This is a genomic window from Bacillus cereus group sp. MG9 (assembly GCF_040459995.1).
Taxonomy (GTDB): Bacteria; Bacillota; Bacilli; order Bacillales; family Bacillaceae_G; genus Bacillus_A; species Bacillus_A mycoides.
Genome location: NZ_JARVHC010000001.1, coordinates 5,007,243 through 5,027,427 on the forward strand (window position 1 = coordinate 5,007,243; position 20,185 = coordinate 5,027,427).

Sequence of the window (20,185 nt, forward strand, 5' to 3'; positions counted from 1 at the left end):
TACAGTCAACAAGGTTGACTGTATTTTTTTGAAATCTATATTTTACTACTAATCTAGCATTAACACTCTCCATCTATACTACATTGCAGTCCATCCAACTCATTCTCTTTATTCTTTTCTATTTCTTGATCAATTATCTTTGCTAATTTTTCTTTACTAGTAAACCCTTGAATAACTTCATCACCAATACAGAACGTAGGAACAGCCATAATTTCTGCTTCTCTATGGGCATGCTTTATCGCTTCTTGATGCATTTCTCGGTACTTTCGTGATACCAATGCTTCCTTAAATACATCCTGAGAAAGTCCCACTTCCTCCGCCAATTTTGTTAACACTTCGATATCTTCAATATTTTGTTCCTCTTGGAAATGTGCAATAAACACTTTATGATGAAACTCATTTCCTTTTCCATGTTCCTTTGCAAATTGATAACCTTCAAACGCAAGGTGCGTATATGAACGAAAATGTGGAAACTTTATTTCTAATCCTAATTTTTTAGCAGTAGGATAAATAAATGTATTCCAAGCTTCCATTACACGAGGTTGTGTCCGTGGATCAATTTTCGGTGATGGACTAGGACGCAATTCAAATGGCATCCATTCTACTTCTACATCTTTTTCCTTTACAACCTCATCCAAAGGACCTGTTGCTAAAAAACAAAATGCGCATACAAAATCAGAATAAACTTTAATTTTTACAGTCATATATACGTTACCTCACTTTTTTATCTATCTAGATGAAAAAATATATGCTTACATTGTATCCGCATACTTACGGCGAAGAATTTATTTACTAATAATGTAACGGGATTGTTCCATTGTCATTTATTTTGGTTCCATAACAATTTGATAAAACATCGTCCTTACAATATCTTTTTAAAACTGTACTCCATGTCCCCACCTAGAGCTTCAGGTGTATCACCAGTTTCTCTGAAATCGTGTGTATGAATTTGTTCAAACGGACCAAAATCTGTTTGTTTATAAAATTCATAACAAGGGAACCCATCATGTTTACCTTCAATATCAACAGTACCATCTTTTTTGACATGCACAGTTAAAAGATAGTCAACAGCAGGTGCATTTATATTTAATGGATTGCTAGCACTTGCACTCATTTGAAACTTGACGTCATCAGAAGCCCATTCAATATCAGTGCATACAATACGTTCTGTACTAGCTTTTCCTGATTTCTTATTAACAGAACCATCTGAAGTTGTGACTCTTTCTGTTGTTATACCCGTATTCCCATATGTGAAAATTTCTTTTTTGTGAAAATCTACAACTACTTCTTGTTCAACTCTAGAACGCATAGCGTTTACAGCATAAGGGGTAAATTCACGTGCGTCACCTTCGAATTCGATTAAGGTTCCCGTTTGATTATCTTTCTTAGATCCAGTCCAACCTATTGGAGTCCAAGACGTTGGAATGAATACACTTGCTCTAATTTTAACGATATTAGTCATGAGAAACACCTCTGGAATTTTATTTTGGATAATACATAACCTTTAATCATTGAGCAAAACAGGTTGCAATTTCTTTCTCATAATCAATTGCTTTTCCTTTCATATTCGCTCTTTCTTGTCTAAATAGTAATACGCTTCTGATTCATATTTATATTTAAATTGTCTTTTTAAAACTGTATTCCATTTCTCCAGCTAGCGCCGCTGGAGTATCACCGGTTTTTCTGTAATCATGTGTATAGATTAATTCAAATCGACCAAAATCCGTTTGCTTATAAAATTCATAGCAAGGGAACCCATCATGAGAACCTTCAATATACAAAGCTCCACTTTTGTTAACACGTATAGTTAATAAATAGTCAGCCGCAGGTGCTGCTGTATCTAAAGGGTTGCTGGCACTTGCTCTCATTTCAAAAGAAACTTCATCAGTGCCCCACACAACATTCGTACATACAATGTTGTCTGTACCTGTTTTTCCTTTTTTATGCTCAATAGAACCATCTGGATTTGTAATTTTTACAGTTGTAATACAAGCATCTGCAAATGTGAAAATTTCTTTTTTATAAAAATCAATAATCACTTCTTGCTCTAATCTTGATCGCATTGTGTTTACTGCATATGGTGTAAATTCACGTGCATCACCAGCATATTCTAAGATTCTTCCTGTTGCAGACTCCTTAATAGGTTCTAACCAAGCATAAGGTGCAAATACACTTCCTCTAATTTTTACGATATTAGCCATGAGAAACCTCCATAATGTATTAATTTTATTTAGGTGAATCTTATTCTTTTCATGCTCCAAATACAGTCAATTAAGTTGACTATATCCCGTATAGTACAACAGAACTCTAATATAGTCAACTTAATTGACTTAATTGGAGAAGGTTTTACATATGAATCATCCAATACTGAGTGAATTGGATCTTACATCACTTTTCCCATTATTCATTCTCACCTTTCTGTTTTTAATATGATCGATAACAAACCACGCATAGGGTGGTCGATAAAATAACAAAGTTACAAATAGTAACCTATATGATTAATTTATCCAAATACTTTTTATTGTATTTATATTTTCCTTTCTAAAAAACATCTACATAAATTCTTATTTTCTAAATTATTTCTATTAATTTTTTGATGTAAATAAAAAACAAAACCCTTATTATATATGGTTTTTATTTACGTTTATATAGAGGAAACTATTTATTTACTAGCCTATAAAAAAAGAATTAGAAATAAGAATAAGGGAAAATAAGGAAAAATAAAATTGTTGACTATTTAAATCACCCTGGTTACGATTAGTAACATTGAGTGACACGAGTTACTATTAGTAACCTTGAGTGACGCAATCAAATAAGACACTTTACAAATACATTAAGGGTTTAAGAAAGAAGGAATAATCACATGACTACATTTAATCTTTCCAATGAAGGATCTATTCAAACAAATTTGAAAGGGAAAAATCTTCTTGCTCAACCTTTCTTAAATAAAGGATTAGCATTCACAAAACAAGAACGTAAAGATCTTGGCTTAGAAGGGATATTACCTCCAACAGTTTTAACGTTAGAAGAACAAGTTAAGCGTGCTTATCGACAATTTAAAGAACAACCTAATAACTTACGAAAAAATGTTTGGTTAAATGATTTATCTAATCGCAATACCGTATTATTCTATCGATTACTAACAGATCATCTTAGTGAAATGTTACCTATCATTTACACTCCGACTGTTGGACAAGCCATTCAAGAGTATAGTCATGAATATCATCGTCCAGACGGTGTTTATCTTTCTATTAATGATATGGATGGAATTGAAAAAGCATTTGCAAATAGTGGAGTTAAAGCAGAGGATATTGATTTAATTGTAACTACAGATTCTGAAAGTATTCTGGGTATTGGAGATTGGGGAGCAAATGGAATTAATATTTCTGTTGGTAAATTGGCTGTTTACACGGCAGCTGCTGGTATCGATCCCAGTCGTGTGTTACCTGTTGTATTAGATGTAGGGACAAACAACGAAGAGTTGTTACAAGATCCTCTTTATATTGGAAATCGAAATGAACGTGTTCGAGGCGAAAAATACGACGAATTTATTGATGCATATGTTGAAAAAGCATTAGAAATGTTCCCAAATGCTTTATTACATTGGGAAGACTTCGGTAATGTCAATGCGCGCAACATTATTGAAAAATACGGAGATAAGATTTTAACATTTAATGATGACATTGAAGGTACTGGAGCTATTACATTAGCAGCCATCCTTTCTGCTGTTCAAGTTACTGGTGTCCCATTACGAGAGCATCGAGTAGTGGTATTTGGACCAGGAGCCGCAGGGATTGGTAATGCTGATCAAATTCATAATGCGATGGTGTTTGATGGTCTTTCGACAGAAGAAGCATATAGTAGATTTTGGGCTGTTGATTACCGAGGACTTTTAACAGACGATATGGATGTTATTTTAAACTTCCAAAAACCTTACTTACAAAAATCGGAAGAAGTAAAAGATTGGGCGCGTGATGAATCCGGTAAAATAACTCTTCTGGAAGTAATTAAACAAGTAAAACCTACTATTCTGATTGGAACATCAGGTGTAACGGGAGCCTTCTCAGAAGAAATTGTAAAAGAAATGGCCAAACATGTGGAACGCCCAGTCATTATGCCAATGTCAAACCCAACGCCATTAGCAGAGGCAACTCCGCAAGATTTACTTACTTGGACAGATGGAAAAGCACTAATTGCAACAGGAAGTCCATTTGATCCCGTTTCTTATAAAGGGACAGTATACGAAATTGGTCAATCTAACAATGCATTTGTATTCCCTGGTTTAGGACTTGGTTCGATTGTCGTAAAAGCTAAAGTGATTACAAGTGGTATGTTTACTGCTGTTGCAAATGCTGTGACTGATATGACTGATAGTCGTAAAGCTGGTGCTTCATTACTTCCAAGTACAAAGGACTTGCGTTCTGTTTCTATAGCAGTAGCAATTCAAGTTGCAAAAGCAGCTATTCAAGATGGCGTGGCTCAACATGTTCCAGAAGATGTTGAACAAGCTGTAAAAGATGCTATGTGGCACCCAACTTATAAATCAATCAAAGCTAGTGAAAATTCGGAGATAACTATGTAGGTTTAAATGAATGCCTATCACCTTGATAGGCATTGGTATTTACTAGAAACTATTCACTTTGAAGTTAAATCGTAATTTAGGGATATATATACCCAGATCAATGTGAAGTATGGAGGATTTTAAAATGGAAACGAGTCAAATCTTTATTATTCTAACACCTATTTTCTTTACCATCCTATTAGGATATTTAGCTGGATATTTTAAAAAATTTGATGCGACGACATCAAAAGGATTAAATACATTAGTAACGAAATTTGCATTACCAGCCCATCTGTTTGTGGGGATTACAACAACCCCTAAGCAAACATTAATTGAAAAATGGCCATTTTTACTTGCCTTAGTTATTGGTATTGTAGGTTTTTATATTGTTTTCCTATTAATTGCTAAATACGTATTTAAGTTTTCATTAACAGAAGCATCCATGTTTTCTTTAAACTCAGCCCAACCAACTTTTGCATTTATGGGAACTCCGGTTTTAGGAAGTTTGTTTGGAGCAAGTGTGGCTGCGCTTCCAATTGCCATTACAGGAATCGTTGTGAATGCCATACTAGATCCATTAGCTACTATTATTGGTGCAGTAGGTCAAAGTAAAAATAAAGAGACCGACGAGAAAGAAAGTCTTTTGAAAGTAACTATTAAATCAATTTTACATGGTCTTTCAGAGCCGTTGGCCTGTGTTCCTTTAATTGGGGTTATTCTTGTGCTATGCGGGTTCCAGGCACCTCATTTATTAGCGAAAAGTTTAGAGCAAATTGGTGGTATTACATCGGGCGCAGCGTTATTTGCTGTTGGGGTTACAATCGGAATTCGTAAAGTTCAATTTAGCTCAACTGCATTTGGGATTTCGCTTCTTAAAGTAATCGTCCAACCACTTCTCATGATTGGAATTGCGCATGCAATCGGATTATCTTCAGGTGACGTAACAAAGTTAGTTTTATTAGTAGCATTCCCAGGATCTGCAGTAGCTGCTATGATTTCAGTGAAATTTGACAGTCTAGCAGGTGAGACAGCCTCTTCTTTCTTTATTAGTGCGCTTATGTCTCTTGTCACTCTTCCCTTTTTGATTTCTTGGTTGATGTAAATAAGTTACTGTCAATCAATTGAGATTGTAAAGAATTGAACTGTACTCTATAAAATGGACAGTTTAATAAAAAGACCATAAAAAATCGAGCACTTAAAAGATGGTTTCGATATTCTATCGGAGCCATCTTTTTTAGTGTCTACTGATAACGGTTATAATTATAGCCCTAAAATGATCTGAGTAAACGACTGAAAATTTTTTTGGTGGATTAAGTTGATGTACACAATACTATAGAGCGAGATAATACTGTAGGATGAATTAGATACAAGGTAAGCGAAGAAAATCCTAGGAGAGTTTTTATTAAACACAGTATTGCTACTATAATAAATATAATTAGTAATACTGTGTTTTTAGATTGAAATATTTAAAAATATTTAGCAACTTCTTTAGCTCTAATAATAGCTTTTCCCTTAATTTCTTCAGCCTGTTCTGGAAATTTGTTATGTCCTTCGACAAATATTCCTTCAAAGAAAGAGGTTCCAAAGAATTCCATCATAACCTCTAAATACCGATGTCCCATCTCCTTACGCGCTTCTGGTCCTTCAGAATAAATATCGCCACGTGCTTGAATATGCAATGCTTTTTTACCTGTTAATAATCCTACCGCTCCTTCTTTTGTATACTTAAATGTTTTTCCTGATACAGCCACAGCGTCAAGATATGTTTTTAAAATGGCTGGAATAGAGAAATTCCACATTGGAGCGACGAATACATACTTGTCAGCTAATACAAATTGCCCGCCTAATTCAGCTAGACGTCCTACTTTTGATATTTCAATAGGTGTTAATTCATGTAAAGGAATGCCAGATCTAAGTTTCTTCCACCCATTAAATACATCAGCATCAAGATATGGAATATCCGCTTTGTATAAATCAAGATGAACAACTTCATCATAGGGGTTTAATTCTTTATAGGATTTAATAAATTCTTTTCCAACTGCCATACTGTATGATTCGGTATCGTCAAATGGATGCGCTGTAATATAAAGAAGATTTGCCATTTGTTTCTTCCTGCCTTTCTAAAATGAGGTCAGTTATTACTTTAATATGAAACAGTGTAATTTTTTTAATATGAATTGTCTACTTATTGAATTGATTGACTATATTTTTTAGGAAATTGCACTTCGTCTTGTCTTAATATGTGTTTGATTTACATATTTGAAAGGGCCTTTTTATTTACTCTTTTATCCAACTTTCAGCCCATTGACTAATCGGTCCAAGAATTCTTCCTAATTCTGTTCCTTTTTTTGTTAGTAAATACTCTATTCGTACAGGTCGTTCCGCGGTCACATGTCGTACTACCATATCGTTATCCTCAAGTTCTTTCATTCTTTCTGTAAGCATACGTTTACTTAAATCTGGAATCATTGAATGAATTTCACTAAACCGTTTAGGACCACTCATAAGTACATAAATAATTAGTCCTGTCCATCTTTTTCCTATTAATTCAAAGCTTTTTTCTATTTTCGGCCCTATGTCTCGTTGTTCATCCATTTCTCATACCTCCATATAGATGATTTGTAATCTTTTATTCTCCGTACATTTATTGTAATCACATAAATTATATCAAATAAATAAAACAATTCCTTTACTTTAGTAGGAATTTATAATTAATTGGATATTTAAAGTAACCTGTATATTTTTATGATGAGGAGTTTTATTGAAAAAACTCAATATTTTCATCCTGTTATTTCTTATTAATATGTAATTTTATTGAGCTTTTATGTGAGGAAATAGTCATTGACGTACAAATACCTTAAGGGTATCGCGATTACATAAAGCAAACCAACTTACTAAAGGTTACTTTGAATGCTGTTATTAAGTTTTTGAATATTTGAGTTCTATTACTGTTTATAAAAGAAATTTTACAAATAATGCGTTGCTTTAAGTGAGTCATATTTCTTTCATAACAAAAACTACATAGTTAACTTGATTGATTATGCCGTTTGTAGTAAAATTAAAGTCAACTTAATTGACTTTATTCAAGGAGGTCATATGTATGAATCATCAAGGATTTAAGGAACTAGATCTTACATCACTTTTGTCATTATCCTTTAGTACATCGATTAATGAACTACATGACAGATTGAGTGAATTGGGATTTGGAGATATTAGACCTATACATGGTTTTATGTTTAAATACATCACTCCTAATGGAGCAACAGGTATAGAACTAGCTGAATATTTAGGGATTACAAAGCAGGCTGTAAGTAAAATGGTGGATTATCTTGAGAAAAGTGGTTATGTAATGCGTAAAACTCATCCCACTGATAAGAGAGGGAAAATTATCGTTTTGACTGAACGAGGTTGGTTAGTAGTGCAAGCAAAAGAGAAGATACTAACTGAAATTGAGGCGCGCTGGATTGAAAACATAGGTGCTGAACGAATGCAAATGCTCAAGGAAGATTTAACAAAACTAGTTTATGAAGCAAATGAAGGTAATTTACCATTGAAGTTGAGACCTGTCTGGTAAATATAGAATGCCTCAAGACCTTAACTTGATGCATTCCCATCAAGTTAAGGTCTTATAATACCCCTATAACAAAAATTTTGTGCATTTTGCTTGTTTTTATTGTTTTGGGGTAACTCGTTCTTTTTAGCCTAATGGCAATGGGGCAGGATTCCAAAATGAAAATTTGATCTCTCCACAGTTGTCTATGAAAATTCAATTCATTTATAGCCTCTATTTCAAGTGCAGGCTTACAAACTTGCCAACTTCCTCTATTGTTAGAATCAGCATATGTATAACTCTTTCCACCCTCATTTAAAAAGGCAGGTATAATCTCAAATTTGATACCATCGCTAAAATCCATAAATTAAAGTTAATTACAACGTAAAAATTGGAAGCATAAATTTGCCGCAAACTTATGGTTCATATCACACAATGTAAATTAAATCATATTTTGACCATGTATTAAATCATAAAATATCCTAATATTAGTTAAGAATTATGTATTATTCCAAAATAAATAAAGCATATTTTGACTTAAACTTCATATTTAAACCATAAAGTGTCCAAAATATTGACTCAAATCTAGGAAGAGAAAGAGCATGCTTTGAAAAAATATTGTTCAAAACATGCTCTTATTTATTTTTTCTTTTATTACTTTATTCTGACGTGCATAAAAACTAATTTTCCCTAACTATAACTTCCCCATTAGGGTACCTATACTTAATATAATCTCCTCCCCAATCACAAAGTACCTTTAAAACTTCTTTTAATGATTGTCCCTGTTCTGTAAGGGAATATTCAACTTTTGGTGGTACTTGATTGTATACCTTTCTAGATATCAAACCATCTTTTTCAAGCTCTTTTAATTGCTCAGTGAGCATTTTTTGGGTAATACCAGTTACTAAGCGTTTTAATTCACCTGTTCGTATTGGGCCCCTTGTTAAGTGATATAAAATATGCGCTTTCCATTTCCCACCAATAACTTCTAAAACTACTTCTATTCTATTATTGTATTCCTTCTTCATACCAAACTCCTTTATATATCCGACAGGTACTTTTCCGTGCCTATAGTACGAAAAGGTGTCTATATCACGAAAAAGTGCGTACTTTTCATTATATCAGTACTATACCATAATAGGGGTTGTTAGCAACTTATGTGAAAGGGTGATGTATTCTTATACATTAAACATTCCATTCATAATGAGTTCACTATCATACAAGATAAATAATGGAGGTAACACATATGAAAAAAGAAAATCACACGACAAATTTTTATGATGTGATTCGCGACCGTCGTTCGGTTCGCTTTTACGACCCTTCAGTTAAAATGACTGAAGAAGAAATCAAAGAACTTCTTGGAGAGGCTATGCTTGCACCAAGTGGAACAAATCTAAATCCTTGGCGTTTTATGGTCTTTACAGATCCAGCTATGAAAGAGAAGCTTCTTCCAATGGCTTCTGGACAACAGCAAGTGGTCGATGCATCCGCAGTTATTGTGGTGTTAGGAGATATGAATGCTTATACAATAGAGAACGCTGATAAAATCAATCAAAGAGCTGTTGATATTGGTTATATGACAGAAGAAATTAAAGACAGAATTAACAACAGTGTGCAGGGTTATTATGGTTCTGTAAGTGAACAAGTAAAAAAAGAATGGCAAATGCTTGATGGTGGTCTGCTAGCTATGCAATTTATGCTAGCTGCAAAAGCAAGAGGATATGATACAGTACCTATGCTTGGTTATAGCATTGAAGAATTCCGTAAGGAATTTAATGTCCCAGAAAATTTAGTTAACATCCTAATGATTACTGTTGGTAAAGCAAGAGAGGCGGGATTCCCCACTGTAAGATTAGGTGTTGATGAAGTAACCTGCTGGAATGGAAAGCTTTAATCATCACTAATTTGCAAATCACTTTTTTATAATCGGGGAACCATTGATAAATCGGTTCCCTTAACATAAAAGAACAGCGAAAAAAACAAAATTTCTTAACACCGAAAATCCCTGATTTACTTGTAGACTCTTACTAGTCTGCCTATAGACAAGGAATTTCCAAATACAAGATATGAAACCAATACAGAAATAAAAAACACACTCTAATTATGGATATTAAATATCTATATTAACTATGAAAGAAGGTTATTTTATGAAATTAAGCGTTTTAGACCAAACTCCAGTTTCAAACGGGCAGACTGCTCTTAAAACTATACAAAATACTATTGAATTAGCTCAATTAGTAGATGGATTAGGATATCACAGAATATGGTATTCAGAACATCATGGATCTGCAAACTTAGCGAGTGCTTCACCTGAAATATTGATTGCTCATATTGCATCAGTGACGAACCAAATTCGTGTTGGTTCTGGTGGAATCATGCTAATGCACTACTCGCCATTAAAAATGGCAGAAATATTTAAAACATTAACGACTTTATATCCTAGCAGAATTGATTTCGGTGTAGGTCGTGCACCCGGTGGTGATCAATTTTCTACCCTTGCATTACATGAAGGAAAACAACCGAACTTGTTCAATCAGTACGATAAATTAGCGGAAACAATGATGTTTATGTCAGAAACGATGCCTGCTGATCATCTGTATAATCGTACGCTCGCTGCTCCATTAGGCGCTCCATTACCTGAAGTTTGGTTATTAGGATCTAGTGGTAGTAGCGCTGCGCAGGCAGGACGATTCGGTATTGGATATTCATTTGCTCAATTCATTAGCGGACAATTATCTGCCGAAATGTTGGAGTCTTACCGTACAAATTTCACTCCTTCGGAGTTTATGCAGAATCCTAAAATTAATGTTGGCTATTTCGTGATGGCAGCAGAAACAACTGAAAAAGCTGAATATCATGCAGCTAGTTTAGATTTAAACTTATTATTCTTAGATAAAGGGATGCCTTTTCAAATAGTATCTCCTGAGGAAGCATTAAGTTATTCTTATACGGAAATGGATAAGATGCATATACAGAAAAATCGTAACCGATTCCTAGTAGGAAGCGCAAAAGATGTTGCGAGTACGTTACGTGAACATGATGAGAAGTTTGATATTAATGAAGCTGTAATTGGAACAATAAGTCATAGTCATGAAGCAAGACTACAGTCTTACCGATTACTTGCAAAAGAACTTTTATAAAGAGAAAGGTGGAAAAAGAAATGATTGAAATTTTAAATCGAATTAACATATTAGCAAAAAAACAAAAAGAAGATGGTTTAACACAAACAGAGTTACAGGAGCGTCAAGAATTACGCCAAGAATACCTTCAAATTATTCGCGGTCAAGTGAACAGCACTGTTACAGGGTTAACGATATTAGACCCTTTGGGTAATGATGTTACACCTGAAAAATTGAAAAAAGAACAGGAAAAGCAATCATTCAAAAAGAATGATAACACATGAAAATGACCACTGGTGTGGAACAAGCTGTATATGCTCTTTTGTTACTTAATCGTTTACCTAAACAGGCAATGTTATCAGGTGAATCATTAAGTCAACAACTACTTGTTTCTCCAACTTACCTTCAAAAATTAATGAGAAAACTTGTACGAGCAGGGCTTGTTTCTTCAGTGCCAGGGGTAAAAGGCGGATTTCGATTATTAGCTGTTCCTGAAAACATTCGAATATATGACGTGTACATTGCCGTAGAAGGTGTAGAATCCCTTTATCATTCAAATGGCATCTATCATACGATGTTCCAATTAAAAGAAAACACAACCTGTCTATTATCTGACGTAATGGAAGAAGCTGAAAATGCATGGAAATCCATCCTAAAACATACAACAATTCTCTCTTTACACCAGGCGCTTAATAATACATCGTCAAAGGGCTCTCTTACTAAAATTGATTCTTGGTTGAAAGAAAAAATCGTCTCATAAGGATCAATCTCATTTTTTTCGTTAAGGGAAGTAAAAATTCGTAGAACAACTCAACAATAGAAGGTACGATTGGTTGAAATATGTTCTAAACAAATAATTTTTAGGGGGTAAATTAATGTTAATTAGAGTAGTAACTCTTGATAGTAAAGCGGGAATGGAAGAACAATTGCGAGAAATGGGTCGAGATGTACTCATACCTATCAACAAAGAATCCGGCTCTATGAATGCATATTTCTTAGAGCCTAGTGCTGAAGATGACAATCTTTCTTTTGGTGTAGTAAGTATTTGGTCAGACAAAGAAACATTAGATACTATGAAAAACAGTGAAAGGTATCTTACTTTAATTCAAAATATGAGTCCTTTAATTAAATCATTAACAGATCGTCTATACTTGACTAGGTGAAAGTTTTGAATATTTTTTTCATAATTATTATCATTAAAAAAATAAGAAATATATATCCAAGGTACAATATAACATGCAAACGGGTCATAACTGGAATTACAATCCAAATTATGATCCATTTTTGCATTTGTCTCCGTAGTATCCCTAATCTTTGAAACGAGTGTCCTAGTTAGGGTAGAAAATTCAACACGCTCATCTACCTTATCATTTCTTACAAGTCATAACTTTAGTGCAATATATCCTTGTATAACAAAAAGGAAGCATAAGTTTGCCACAAACAAAAAGAACCATACCCCCGCCACTCTGGCAAAGTTATGGTTCATATCATACAAAATAAAAAACCACCAAACAGTTATGTATTGGTGGAGACGGTGGGAGTCGAACCCACGTCCAAAAATATCGGCACTTAAGCTTCTACGAGTGTAGTCGATATATTAGCATTTCGCGAACTCTTCGGCCTATCGACAGGCTTCCAAGTTGCTAGTCTGATTGTTCTCTTCCTTCGCCCTCAGACGGCGAACTCCGGCGTAGTCCACTTAGTTTGAGTCCCTTACCCTACCACATGGACGATGGAGGGAGGAACCTTTAGTGCAATTAAGCAGCTAAAGAAAGATTGTTTTGTTTGCCAATTATAGGCTTTGACGTTTTAACGAGGCCGATCCCCTCGACTCGCAACCTAAGCTCGAACTATCCCTGTCGAATCCGTAACGTCCCCATGATAAAAATGGAGCATACGAAGAAATATCGTGATAGCTACTAAGAGCTGTTTTTCAATGTGCAACAATCTTACATAAGTTATTATATCATACGCGCGCCGTTTTACAAATGTAAATATCTGTATTACATCTTTTGACGATCACGGAACACGCGTGCAATTTCACGTTTAGCTTCTTTCTCTTTTAAATCGTGACGCTTATCATATTGCTTCTTACCTTTTGCTAAACCAAGTGCCATTTTCGCAAATCCATTTTTCAAATAGATTCTAACTGGAACTAATGCATATCCTGTTTCTTTTGCGTAACCTGCTAGCTTATCAATTTCTTTTTTATGAAGAAGTAACTTCCTTGTACGTAGCGGATCGTGATTGAAACGATTCCCTTGTTCATATGTATTAATATGCATATTATGAACCCATACTTCACCGTTATGTATACGTGCAAACGCATCTTTCAAGTTCACGCGTCCAGCGCGAATCGACTTAATTTCCGTTCCTTGAAGGACAAGCCCTACTTCGTATGTTTCTTCGATGAAATAATCATGAAATGCCTTTTTATTTTGCGCAATAACCTTACCTGTACCTTTTGGCATATAACGTCCCTCCTCTATTTTTACCATTGTAACAAATGTAAACAAAAAGCGAAAGTGGCTCGCTCAGAATGTGAGGTGGATGGAGCTTCTGACCTTGAGGCGCTCTTTGCCTCCTGGAAAGAAGCGAAGCCGCCAAACATTCTAGCCACTGTAGCTGGATTCCATAAAAAGCGAAAGTGGCTCGCTCAGAATGTGAGGCGAAGCCACTCTTTTCTTACTTGCGCTTTTTCTTTTTCTTCTTGAATCCTGGTACATTTTCAAAGAATCCTTTTTTCTTCTTACCATTACTATTACCATCTTTTTTCCCTGGCTGACTAACGGATGTGGATGCAGATGCAGATGCTGATGCTGATGCTTTTCCTTGTCCACTACGATCAAACTTTCTTCCTGTGCCGCGTTCACCACCGCGCTCATTACTACGTTCGCTACGTCCACCGCGTTTCTTTCTGCCTGTTCTTGGCTGTTCAATCACAACTGGACGATCTTTGAACTTACGACGAGGTGTGCCTTTCATGCCAACGATTTCAAAGTCGATTGCACGCTCGTCTTTATTTACGTTAATAACACGAATTGTAATTTCGTCACCGATGCGGAATACGTTACCTGTACGTTCTCCGATCATCGCAAAATGTTTTTCGTCATAACGGTAGTAATCATCTGTTAAATAGCTAACGTGTACAAGACCTTCAATTGTATTTGGAAGCTCTACGAATAAACCGAAGTTTGTTACAGAGCTAATCATACCGTCATACTCTTCACCGATCTTATCGACCATATACTCTGCTTTTTTCATTTCGTCTGTTTCACGCTCTGCTTCAACAGCACGGCGTTCCATATTAGAAGAGTGCTCTGCAATCTCAGGTAAGTTTTCACGCCATTTCGCTTGCGTTTCGTTGTCTACTTTACCATTAATGATGTATTCACGAATCAATCTATGAACAATCGTATCTGGGTAACGACGAATTGGCGATGTGAAATGCGTGTAGAACTCAGTTGATAAACCAAAATGTCCTAAGCTGTTCGAATCGTAACGTGCTTGCTTCATAGAACGAAGCATAACTGTTGAAATGACTATTTCTTCCGGCTGACCTTGAACCATTTCAAGAATTTGCTGCAATGCACGAGGGTGTATTTCATTCGCACGTCCCTTTACTGCATATCCGAAGTTTGTTACAAACTCGAAGAAACGCTCAAGCTTATCTTCTTTCGGATCTTCATGGACACGGTACATAAACGGTACGTTCATCCAGTGGAAATGCTCCGCTACTGTTTCGTTCGCAACAAGCATAAACTCTTCAATTAACTTCTCTGATACAGAACGATCACGCATTACAACATCAGTCGGTTTTCCTTCTTCATCTACTAGTACTTTCGCTTCTTTAAAGTCAAAGTCAATCGCACCACGGCGCATACGTTTTTCACGTAAAATTTGTGCTAACTGCCCCATTTCTTTAAACATTGGTACTAGCGGCTCGTAACGTTCAATTAGTGCTTCGTCTTCATCTTCTAAAATGCTTCTTACGTCAGCATACGTCATACGCTCTGTCGTTTTAATTACACTTTGGAAAATCTCGTGTTTTACAACATCACCTAGATTGTTGATTTCCATTTCACAAGATAGTGTCAGACGGTCTACTTTCGGATTTAATGAACAAATACCGTTTGATAAACGATGCGGAATCATCGGAATTACACGGTCTACAAGATATACACTCGTTGCTCTCTCTGCTGCTTCAACATCAATTGGAGAACCTTCTTGAACGTAATGACTTACATCCGCAATATGAACACCAAGCTTATAGTTACCGTTCTCAAGCTTCGTTACTGTAACAGCGTCATCTAAGTCTTTCGCATCCGCACCATCAATTGTAACAATCATTTGATCACGTAAATCACGACGATCTTTTATATCTTCTTCTGAAATCGTTTCTGGTACACTGTTTGCATGCTCCATCACTTCTTCAGGGAATGCTAAAGGTAAATGATGTTTATGAATGACAGATAAAATATCTACTCCTGGGTCATTTTTATGACCTAGAATTTGAATAACTTCACCTTCTGCACTTAAACGGTTCTCTGGGTAGCCCGTAATTTTCACAACTACTTTATGGCCTTCTACAGCGCCCATAGATGCACTTTTCAAGATAAAAATGTCACTTGTCCAGCGTTTATTATCAGGTATAACAAATCCAAAGTTCTTTGACTCTGTATATGTACCAACTAGTTCCTTCGTTCCACGCTCTAAAATACGAACAATCGCGCCTTCTTGGCGTGATCCACTTGATTGTGCGCTAACACGTGCTAATACTGTATCACCATGAAGTGCACCATTTAATTCTGTCGGCGGGATGAAAAGATCATCATCTCCTGTTTTCTTCTCTTCTGGAACGACGAACGCAAAACCACGTGCGTGCCCAATTAATTTACCGCGTACTAAATTCATTTTTTCTGGAAGACCGTAGCGGTTACTACGTGTGCGGATAACAAGCCCCTTCTCTTCCATCATTACAAGTGCCTTTACGAAATCTTTAAAGCCCTCAGAGCCTTCGATTCCAAATGCCGATTCTAATTCTTGTATCGTTAACGGTTTATACGCTTCTTCCCTCATAAATAATAACAACTTATCAATATGTTCTTGCATGATTTCTTCCAAGCAGAAATACCTCCTTTAAACCCTTATATTATTTAGTGTATCCGAAAGATGGGGGATGTATAAAGTGAAACTTTAATCATCTCCCAATGATTTTTTACAGCTTTCATAAAGTGTAACTTTAACCAGTGGTTTTTTGTCCGTCCCCACTGATTATTAGCCCACAAATAGCGGGATAAAAATTCCCTTATGAAAAAAAGAGGCAACTAGACCTTACCAATCTAGTTGCTCCAAGAAGTTATATACATCCTCATGTAGCACATCACGTTCTTTATCAAGTGTAATGACATGCGTAGAGTCTTCATACCATTTAATGTCTTTTAACGTAGATTCTACACCGTTATAAATAATGTTAGCACTATCTGTATTAATCATCTCATCATGACGTGCTTGTACAACGAATGTTGGAGCATAAATCATATCAACATTATTGCGTACGTCACGAATCAACTCCTGTAATGCTTTTAATGTATTCATTGGTGTCTGTTTAAATTCAAACATTTCCTGCTCAATTCGTTCTGGTGATTTTTGCTCACGCTTTTTATATTCGCGGGCATATGCCAATATACCTTGGTACATAATTTCTTCACTTTTAATGTACATCGGTGCACACATTGGTACAACACCTAAAATCGGTAATGTATAAGCAAGTTTTAATGAGAATACTCCGCCTAATGATAATCCAACCGCAGCTATTTTCTCGTAACCTTGATCTTTTAAATGCTGGTAGGCATTCATTACATCTTTCCACCAGTCTTCAGGGCCTGTACGAACAAGCTCTTCTGGTGGTACACCGTGTCCTTTATAAATTGGCGCATGACAAGTATAGCCTTTCTTCTCTAAGAAACGCCCTAGCATGCGTACGTCAGCTGAGTTCCCTGTGAATCCATGTAATAATAAAACAGCGCGGTCTCCACCTTCAAATGTAAATGGTTTTGGAGATGCTAATTTCATCATGTACTTCTCCTCTTTCTCTTCTGTAATCTAGTCGTATTCTTTCTATTCTTAGTGTACCATATTTATAATTCTATAATCTAATTAGAAACTTTTTTTGAATAACAAATCAAAAAAAGAAGAACCATTAGCATAATCCGCTAACGCTTCTTCTTTTAATTTTATAAATTTAAGTACGTAACACCAATTGTTAGTACGAAGAATAGTACAGCTAAGACAACTGTAACACGGTTTAATACCGCTTCAATTCCACGTGCTTTTTGCTTACCAAACAATTGCTCTGCACCACCTGAAATAGCGCCTGAAAGGCCTGAGCTATTACTAGACTGCATAAGTACCATAACAATCATTAAAATCGATACAATAATAAGTAAAACTGATAATAACGTATGCACTTGGCGTACCTCCTACAAAGATTCAGTTATTTTAAATGTAGCATAAATCCTATAGAAAAGCGAGAGCTATAGAATCGCTCTCGCTTTTCTTCTATTACATGAACATCATTGCGAATAACGGTCCAAGCAAACATGTCAAAATTGCTGTTAATGTCATTGTTACCGATCCAATAACACCTTCATGCTCATTATTTTTCATCGCTCTCATAACACCCATAATATGAGACGCACATCCAAAGCCAATCCCTTTACCAACTGAGTTTGTAACACGGCTCCATTTTAATAAAATTGGTCCTGAAATCGTTCCAGTAATCCCTGCGATAACGACGAATGCTGCTGTTAAGGACGGGACACCACCAACTTGTTCAGATACACTCATCGCAACTGGCATTGTCACTGATTTTGGTAAAGAAGATAAAATTAAGCTTTTATCTGTTCCCATAAGTGTGGCGATAGCAAAATCACTTGCAATAGCAACTGTTGTACCTACTAATACACCACCAGCAATTGGTACAACATATTTTTGCAGAACATGACGTTGTTTATAAAGCGGGATTGCAAATGCTACAACACCTGGTCCTAGTAGCTTCGCAATCCAGCCACCACCACTTTCCATATAATTTTGATATGGTATATCAAGCATTATAAATAAGAAAGCCATTAATCCTGTTGCAACAAGCATTGGAATGGTAAATGGTGTTGGAAATAATTTGTAGATTTTTTTAGATAATTGATATAATAGCACCGTAAAAAGAACCCAACCGATTCCGATTAATATTTGGCTCATTGTGTCTCTTTTTCCTTTCTATTCGCAAGATATTGTCCTGTATGTCCTGCGACAATAATAATTAAAAACGTACTCGCTACAACTGTAATGAAAAGGGAAATTCCTTTACTCATAAAAAAAGCACCGTAATTCATTAAGCCAAGCGTTGGCGGAATTAATAAAAACGGCATAATAGCAACGAGTGTTTCTGCTCCTAAATCAAACCATTTCACTGGAAGTACTTTTAGGCTAAGCAAAACAAGTAGGAGGAACATCCCAATCAAACTTCCTGGAATCGGAAGATTCAACATTTCTTGCACCCAATTTCCAACCATATAAAATACATAAAGAGCAGCAATTTGGACAAGAATCTTTGTAAGTTTCATGTTCATCATCCCTTATGTTTATACGATCTTCTGTTAATATCCTTATCATAGTATAAATTGTAAAAACCTGCAATTTATCAAATCGACAACGAAAACCCACTATATTACACGCTTACACCCTTGATATGACTGCGTTTCCCAATGTGATTTACGTCAAAAACATTGACCTAATATATAAAGTTTATATTTTCTGAATTTTGATGGTTATTATTTTAATAAAACAAAATCCTTCACTTCATTTTTATTCTGCCTTCTCTCTAGCACACATATATATAAAGTGAAACTTTAATCAGTGGGGGTTTTGTTCATCCCCCACTGATTATTAGCCCTCACCAATCGGGCTTTTACGGGACAAAGATAGGTGGTGAACGTATGTCTAAAAAAATTCTCATTTTTTGTGATCCTGGAATCGACGATGCGATAGCCCTCCTCCTCGCATTCTTTATCGATGAAATTGAAATTGTTGGGATTGTCGCTGATTACGGCAATGTTCCAAAAGAAATGGCCGTACAAAATGCTCATTTTCTTAAACAAAAATCAAGAAATAGAGATATGAAAATATTTGGTGGTTCAGACCGTCCTCTCAATGGAGGTCCACCCGCTTTTTTTACTAATATTCACGGTAAAGAAGGGTTAGGGCCAATCATCCCAAATGAAAAGTTACAAAACGGAGAAATGGAGAATTTTTTTGAAGTTATCCCTCTTATCGAGCAGTATAAAGACGAACTAATCATTGTAAGTTTAGGGCGACTCACTTCCCTAGCTGCTTTATTTATTTTATGTAAAAACTTAATGCAGCAAATTAAATCTTATTATGTAATGGGTGGTTCCTTTATGCACCCAGGTAATGTAACTCCCGTATCAGAAGCGAATTTTTATGGCGATCCAATCGCGGCTAACATTGTATTACAATCTGCATCCAACATGTACATATATCCGTTAAATGTAACTCAGTATTCCATCGTTACACCTGATATGGCTGAATATATTGAGGCGAAAGGAAAGGCTTCTCTCGTCAAACCTCTATTCGATCATTACTACTATGGATATTACGAAAAAATTTTACCACAATTAAAAGGCTGCCCTTTTCATGACACGATACCGATATTAGCTTTACTTGATAATTCTATGTTTACCTACTACAAATCACCAATTACCGTCATGACCGAATCTTACGCTCAAGGAGCAAGCATCGGTGATTTCCGCTCTTTAGTAGGATTAAGCCCATTCACCAATCGGCCCTCGCAGCAAATTGCTATCGATTTTGATTATAATCTCTTCTTTAAATACTTCATGTCACTTATGACAGACGAACAATTTTAGCAAAAAAAAA

General features: G+C 35.6%; 22 protein-coding genes and 1 other RNA gene. 9 read left to right on the forward strand and 14 right to left on the reverse strand.

What is annotated here, in order from left to right:
• Window positions 1–59: 59 nt before the first annotated feature.
• The 3 genes from QCI77_RS25885 to QCI77_RS25895 all read right to left on the reverse strand — a co-directional run bounded on the left by QCI77_RS25885 (window position 60) and on the right by QCI77_RS25895 (window position 2,201).
• Window positions 60–704, reverse strand: a complete 645-nt coding sequence (locus QCI77_RS25885) for a DsbA family oxidoreductase (protein WP_353825643.1) — start codon at window positions 702–704, stop codon at window positions 60–62.
• A 158-nt stretch (window positions 705–862) separates the two neighbouring features.
• Window positions 863–1,462, reverse strand: coding sequence for a DUF3238 domain-containing protein (locus QCI77_RS25890; protein WP_353825644.1), 600 nt, complete (start codon window positions 1,460–1,462; stop codon window positions 863–865).
• A 154-nt stretch (window positions 1,463–1,616) separates the two neighbouring features.
• Window positions 1,617–2,201, reverse strand: coding sequence for a DUF3238 domain-containing protein (locus QCI77_RS25895; protein WP_353825645.1), 585 nt, complete (start codon window positions 2,199–2,201; stop codon window positions 1,617–1,619).
• A 662-nt stretch (window positions 2,202–2,863) separates the two neighbouring features.
• On the opposite strand from QCI77_RS25895, the gene QCI77_RS25900 reads away from it, so the two are divergent.
• On the forward strand, window positions 2,864–4,582 hold the full coding sequence (locus tag QCI77_RS25900; protein WP_353825646.1) for an NAD-dependent malic enzyme: 1,719 nt from the start codon (window positions 2,864–2,866) through the stop codon (window positions 4,580–4,582).
• Window positions 4,583–4,706: 124 nt separating this feature from the next.
• On the forward strand, window positions 4,707–5,663 hold the full coding sequence (locus QCI77_RS25905) for an AEC family transporter (RefSeq protein ID WP_113734815.1): 957 nt from the start codon (window positions 4,707–4,709) through the stop codon (window positions 5,661–5,663).
• 364 nt (window positions 5,664–6,027) lie between these two features.
• Here the strand turns inward: QCI77_RS25905 and QCI77_RS25910 are convergent, their stop codons facing one another.
• Together QCI77_RS25910 and QCI77_RS25915 are read right to left on the reverse strand one after the other, a co-directional pair.
• Window positions 6,028–6,663 (reverse strand): FMN-dependent NADH-azoreductase, encoded by a 636-nt coding sequence (locus QCI77_RS25910; protein WP_070143956.1) that lies wholly within the window; start codon window positions 6,661–6,663, stop codon window positions 6,028–6,030.
• A gap of 175 nt (window positions 6,664–6,838) precedes the next feature.
• Window positions 6,839–7,156: a winged helix-turn-helix transcriptional regulator gene (locus tag QCI77_RS25915; RefSeq protein WP_113734813.1), complete on the reverse strand. Its 318-nt coding sequence runs from the start codon at window positions 7,154–7,156 to the stop codon at window positions 6,839–6,841.
• A 505-nt stretch (window positions 7,157–7,661) separates the two neighbouring features.
• On the opposite strand from QCI77_RS25915, the gene QCI77_RS25920 reads away from it, so the two are divergent.
• Complete coding sequence (locus tag QCI77_RS25920; RefSeq protein ID WP_353825647.1) at window positions 7,662–8,135, forward strand: MarR family winged helix-turn-helix transcriptional regulator; 474 nt, start codon at window positions 7,662–7,664, stop codon at window positions 8,133–8,135.
• Window positions 8,136–8,187: 52 nt separating this feature from the next.
• Here the strand turns inward: QCI77_RS25920 and QCI77_RS25925 are convergent, their stop codons facing one another.
• Together QCI77_RS25925 and QCI77_RS25930 are read right to left on the reverse strand one after the other, a co-directional pair.
• Complete coding sequence (locus QCI77_RS25925; protein ID WP_353825648.1) at window positions 8,188–8,475, reverse strand: SMODS domain-containing nucleotidyltransferase; 288 nt, start codon at window positions 8,473–8,475, stop codon at window positions 8,188–8,190.
• Window positions 8,476–8,791: 316 nt separating this feature from the next.
• A complete protein-coding gene (locus QCI77_RS25930) occupies window positions 8,792–9,139 on the reverse strand; it encodes a winged helix-turn-helix transcriptional regulator (protein WP_060749285.1) in 348 nt (115 codons plus the stop codon).
• A 218-nt stretch (window positions 9,140–9,357) separates the two neighbouring features.
• Here QCI77_RS25930 and QCI77_RS25935 point away from each other — a divergent pair, with 218 nt between their 5' ends.
• The 5 genes from QCI77_RS25935 to QCI77_RS25955 all read left to right on the forward strand — a co-directional run bounded on the left by QCI77_RS25935 (window position 9,358) and on the right by QCI77_RS25955 (window position 12,393).
• Window positions 9,358–10,005, forward strand: a complete 648-nt coding sequence (locus QCI77_RS25935; protein ID WP_353825649.1) for a nitroreductase family protein — start codon at window positions 9,358–9,360, stop codon at window positions 10,003–10,005.
• Window positions 10,006–10,258: 253 nt separating this feature from the next.
• A complete protein-coding gene (locus QCI77_RS25940; RefSeq protein ID WP_353825650.1) occupies window positions 10,259–11,251 on the forward strand; it encodes an LLM class flavin-dependent oxidoreductase in 993 nt (330 codons plus the stop codon).
• Window positions 11,252–11,271: 20 nt separating this feature from the next.
• Window positions 11,272–11,514 (forward strand): DUF896 domain-containing protein, encoded by a 243-nt coding sequence (locus QCI77_RS25945; RefSeq protein ID WP_060749282.1) that lies wholly within the window; start codon window positions 11,272–11,274, stop codon window positions 11,512–11,514.
• Window positions 11,511–11,990, forward strand: coding sequence for an Rrf2 family transcriptional regulator (locus tag QCI77_RS25950; protein ID WP_353825651.1), 480 nt, complete (start codon window positions 11,511–11,513; stop codon window positions 11,988–11,990). The genes QCI77_RS25945 and QCI77_RS25950 overlap by 4 nt, the downstream gene beginning before the upstream one ends.
• Before the next feature lie 115 nt (window positions 11,991–12,105).
• A complete protein-coding gene (locus tag QCI77_RS25955; protein WP_353825652.1) occupies window positions 12,106–12,393 on the forward strand; it encodes a putative quinol monooxygenase in 288 nt (95 codons plus the stop codon).
• 360 nt (window positions 12,394–12,753) lie between these two features.
• On the opposite strand, the gene ssrA is transcribed toward QCI77_RS25955, so the two are convergent.
• From ssrA to QCI77_RS25990, 7 genes are all read right to left on the reverse strand, one after another.
• Window positions 12,754–13,108, reverse strand: a transfer-messenger RNA (tmRNA) gene (gene ssrA / locus QCI77_RS25960).
• A gap of 125 nt (window positions 13,109–13,233) precedes the next feature.
• Window positions 13,234–13,701, reverse strand: a complete 468-nt coding sequence (gene smpB / locus QCI77_RS25965; protein ID WP_002034685.1) for an SsrA-binding protein — start codon at window positions 13,699–13,701, stop codon at window positions 13,234–13,236.
• Window positions 13,702–13,915: 214 nt separating this feature from the next.
• On the reverse strand, window positions 13,916–16,354 hold the full coding sequence (gene rnr / locus QCI77_RS25970; protein ID WP_353825654.1) for a ribonuclease R: 2,439 nt from the start codon (window positions 16,352–16,354) through the stop codon (window positions 13,916–13,918).
• 210 nt (window positions 16,355–16,564) lie between these two features.
• A complete protein-coding gene (locus QCI77_RS25975) occupies window positions 16,565–17,305 on the reverse strand; it encodes an alpha/beta hydrolase (protein WP_353825655.1) in 741 nt (246 codons plus the stop codon).
• 161 nt (window positions 17,306–17,466) lie between these two features.
• Window positions 17,467–17,700, reverse strand: coding sequence for a preprotein translocase subunit SecG (gene secG, locus QCI77_RS25980; RefSeq protein ID WP_002016062.1), 234 nt, complete (start codon window positions 17,698–17,700; stop codon window positions 17,467–17,469).
• Window positions 17,701–17,794: 94 nt separating this feature from the next.
• A complete protein-coding gene (locus QCI77_RS25985) occupies window positions 17,795–18,487 on the reverse strand; it encodes an LrgB family protein (RefSeq protein ID WP_002129877.1) in 693 nt (230 codons plus the stop codon).
• Entirely contained in the window at window positions 18,484–18,861 is a 378-nt protein-coding gene (locus QCI77_RS25990) for a CidA/LrgA family holin-like protein (protein WP_002016064.1), read from the reverse strand. The genes QCI77_RS25985 and QCI77_RS25990 overlap by 4 nt, the downstream gene beginning before the upstream one ends.
• A gap of 363 nt (window positions 18,862–19,224) precedes the next feature.
• Here QCI77_RS25990 and QCI77_RS25995 point away from each other — a divergent pair, with 363 nt between their 5' ends.
• Entirely contained in the window at window positions 19,225–20,175 is a 951-nt protein-coding gene (locus QCI77_RS25995) for a nucleoside hydrolase (protein ID WP_353825656.1), read from the forward strand.
• Window positions 20,176–20,185 lie beyond the last annotated feature (10 nt).

Excerpts from the sequence above, each read along its gene's own strand:
- QCI77_RS25885 (WP_353825643.1), bottom strand. The coding sequence starts at position 704 with ATGACTGTAAAAATTAAAGTTTATTCTGATTTTGTATGCGCATTTTGT.
- QCI77_RS25890 (WP_353825644.1), bottom strand. The coding sequence starts at position 1,462 with ATGACTAATATCGTTAAAATTAGAGCAAGTGTATTCATTCCAACGTCT.
- QCI77_RS25895 (WP_353825645.1), bottom strand. The coding sequence starts at position 2,201 with ATGGCTAATATCGTAAAAATTAGAGGAAGTGTATTTGCACCTTATGCT.
- QCI77_RS25900 (WP_353825646.1), top strand. The coding sequence starts at position 2,864 with ATGACTACATTTAATCTTTCCAATGAAGGATCTATTCAAACAAATTTG.
- QCI77_RS25905 (WP_113734815.1), top strand. The coding sequence starts at position 4,707 with ATGGAAACGAGTCAAATCTTTATTATTCTAACACCTATTTTCTTTACC.
- QCI77_RS25910 (WP_070143956.1), bottom strand. The coding sequence starts at position 6,663 with ATGGCAAATCTTCTTTATATTACAGCGCATCCATTTGACGATACCGAA.
- QCI77_RS25915 (WP_113734813.1), bottom strand. The coding sequence starts at position 7,156 with ATGGATGAACAACGAGACATAGGGCCGAAAATAGAAAAAAGCTTTGAA.
- QCI77_RS25920 (WP_353825647.1), top strand. The coding sequence starts at position 7,662 with ATGAATCATCAAGGATTTAAGGAACTAGATCTTACATCACTTTTGTCA.
- QCI77_RS25925 (WP_353825648.1), bottom strand. The coding sequence starts at position 8,475 with ATGGATTTTAGCGATGGTATCAAATTTGAGATTATACCTGCCTTTTTA.
- QCI77_RS25930 (WP_060749285.1), bottom strand. The coding sequence starts at position 9,139 with ATGAAGAAGGAATACAATAATAGAATAGAAGTAGTTTTAGAAGTTATT.
- QCI77_RS25935 (WP_353825649.1), top strand. The coding sequence starts at position 9,358 with ATGAAAAAAGAAAATCACACGACAAATTTTTATGATGTGATTCGCGAC.
- QCI77_RS25940 (WP_353825650.1), top strand. The coding sequence starts at position 10,259 with ATGAAATTAAGCGTTTTAGACCAAACTCCAGTTTCAAACGGGCAGACT.
- QCI77_RS25945 (WP_060749282.1), top strand. The coding sequence starts at position 11,272 with ATGATTGAAATTTTAAATCGAATTAACATATTAGCAAAAAAACAAAAA.
- QCI77_RS25950 (WP_353825651.1), top strand. The coding sequence starts at position 11,511 with ATGAAAATGACCACTGGTGTGGAACAAGCTGTATATGCTCTTTTGTTA.
- QCI77_RS25955 (WP_353825652.1), top strand. The coding sequence starts at position 12,106 with ATGTTAATTAGAGTAGTAACTCTTGATAGTAAAGCGGGAATGGAAGAA.
- smpB (WP_002034685.1), bottom strand. The coding sequence starts at position 13,701 with ATGCCAAAAGGTACAGGTAAGGTTATTGCGCAAAATAAAAAGGCATTT.
- QCI77_RS25975 (WP_353825655.1), bottom strand. The coding sequence starts at position 17,305 with ATGAAATTAGCATCTCCAAAACCATTTACATTTGAAGGTGGAGACCGC.
- QCI77_RS25985 (WP_002129877.1), bottom strand. The coding sequence starts at position 18,487 with ATGAGCCAAATATTAATCGGAATCGGTTGGGTTCTTTTTACGGTGCTA.
- QCI77_RS25990 (WP_002016064.1), bottom strand. The coding sequence starts at position 18,861 with ATGATGAACATGAAACTTACAAAGATTCTTGTCCAAATTGCTGCTCTT.
- QCI77_RS25995 (WP_353825656.1), top strand. The coding sequence starts at position 19,225 with ATGTCTAAAAAAATTCTCATTTTTTGTGATCCTGGAATCGACGATGCG.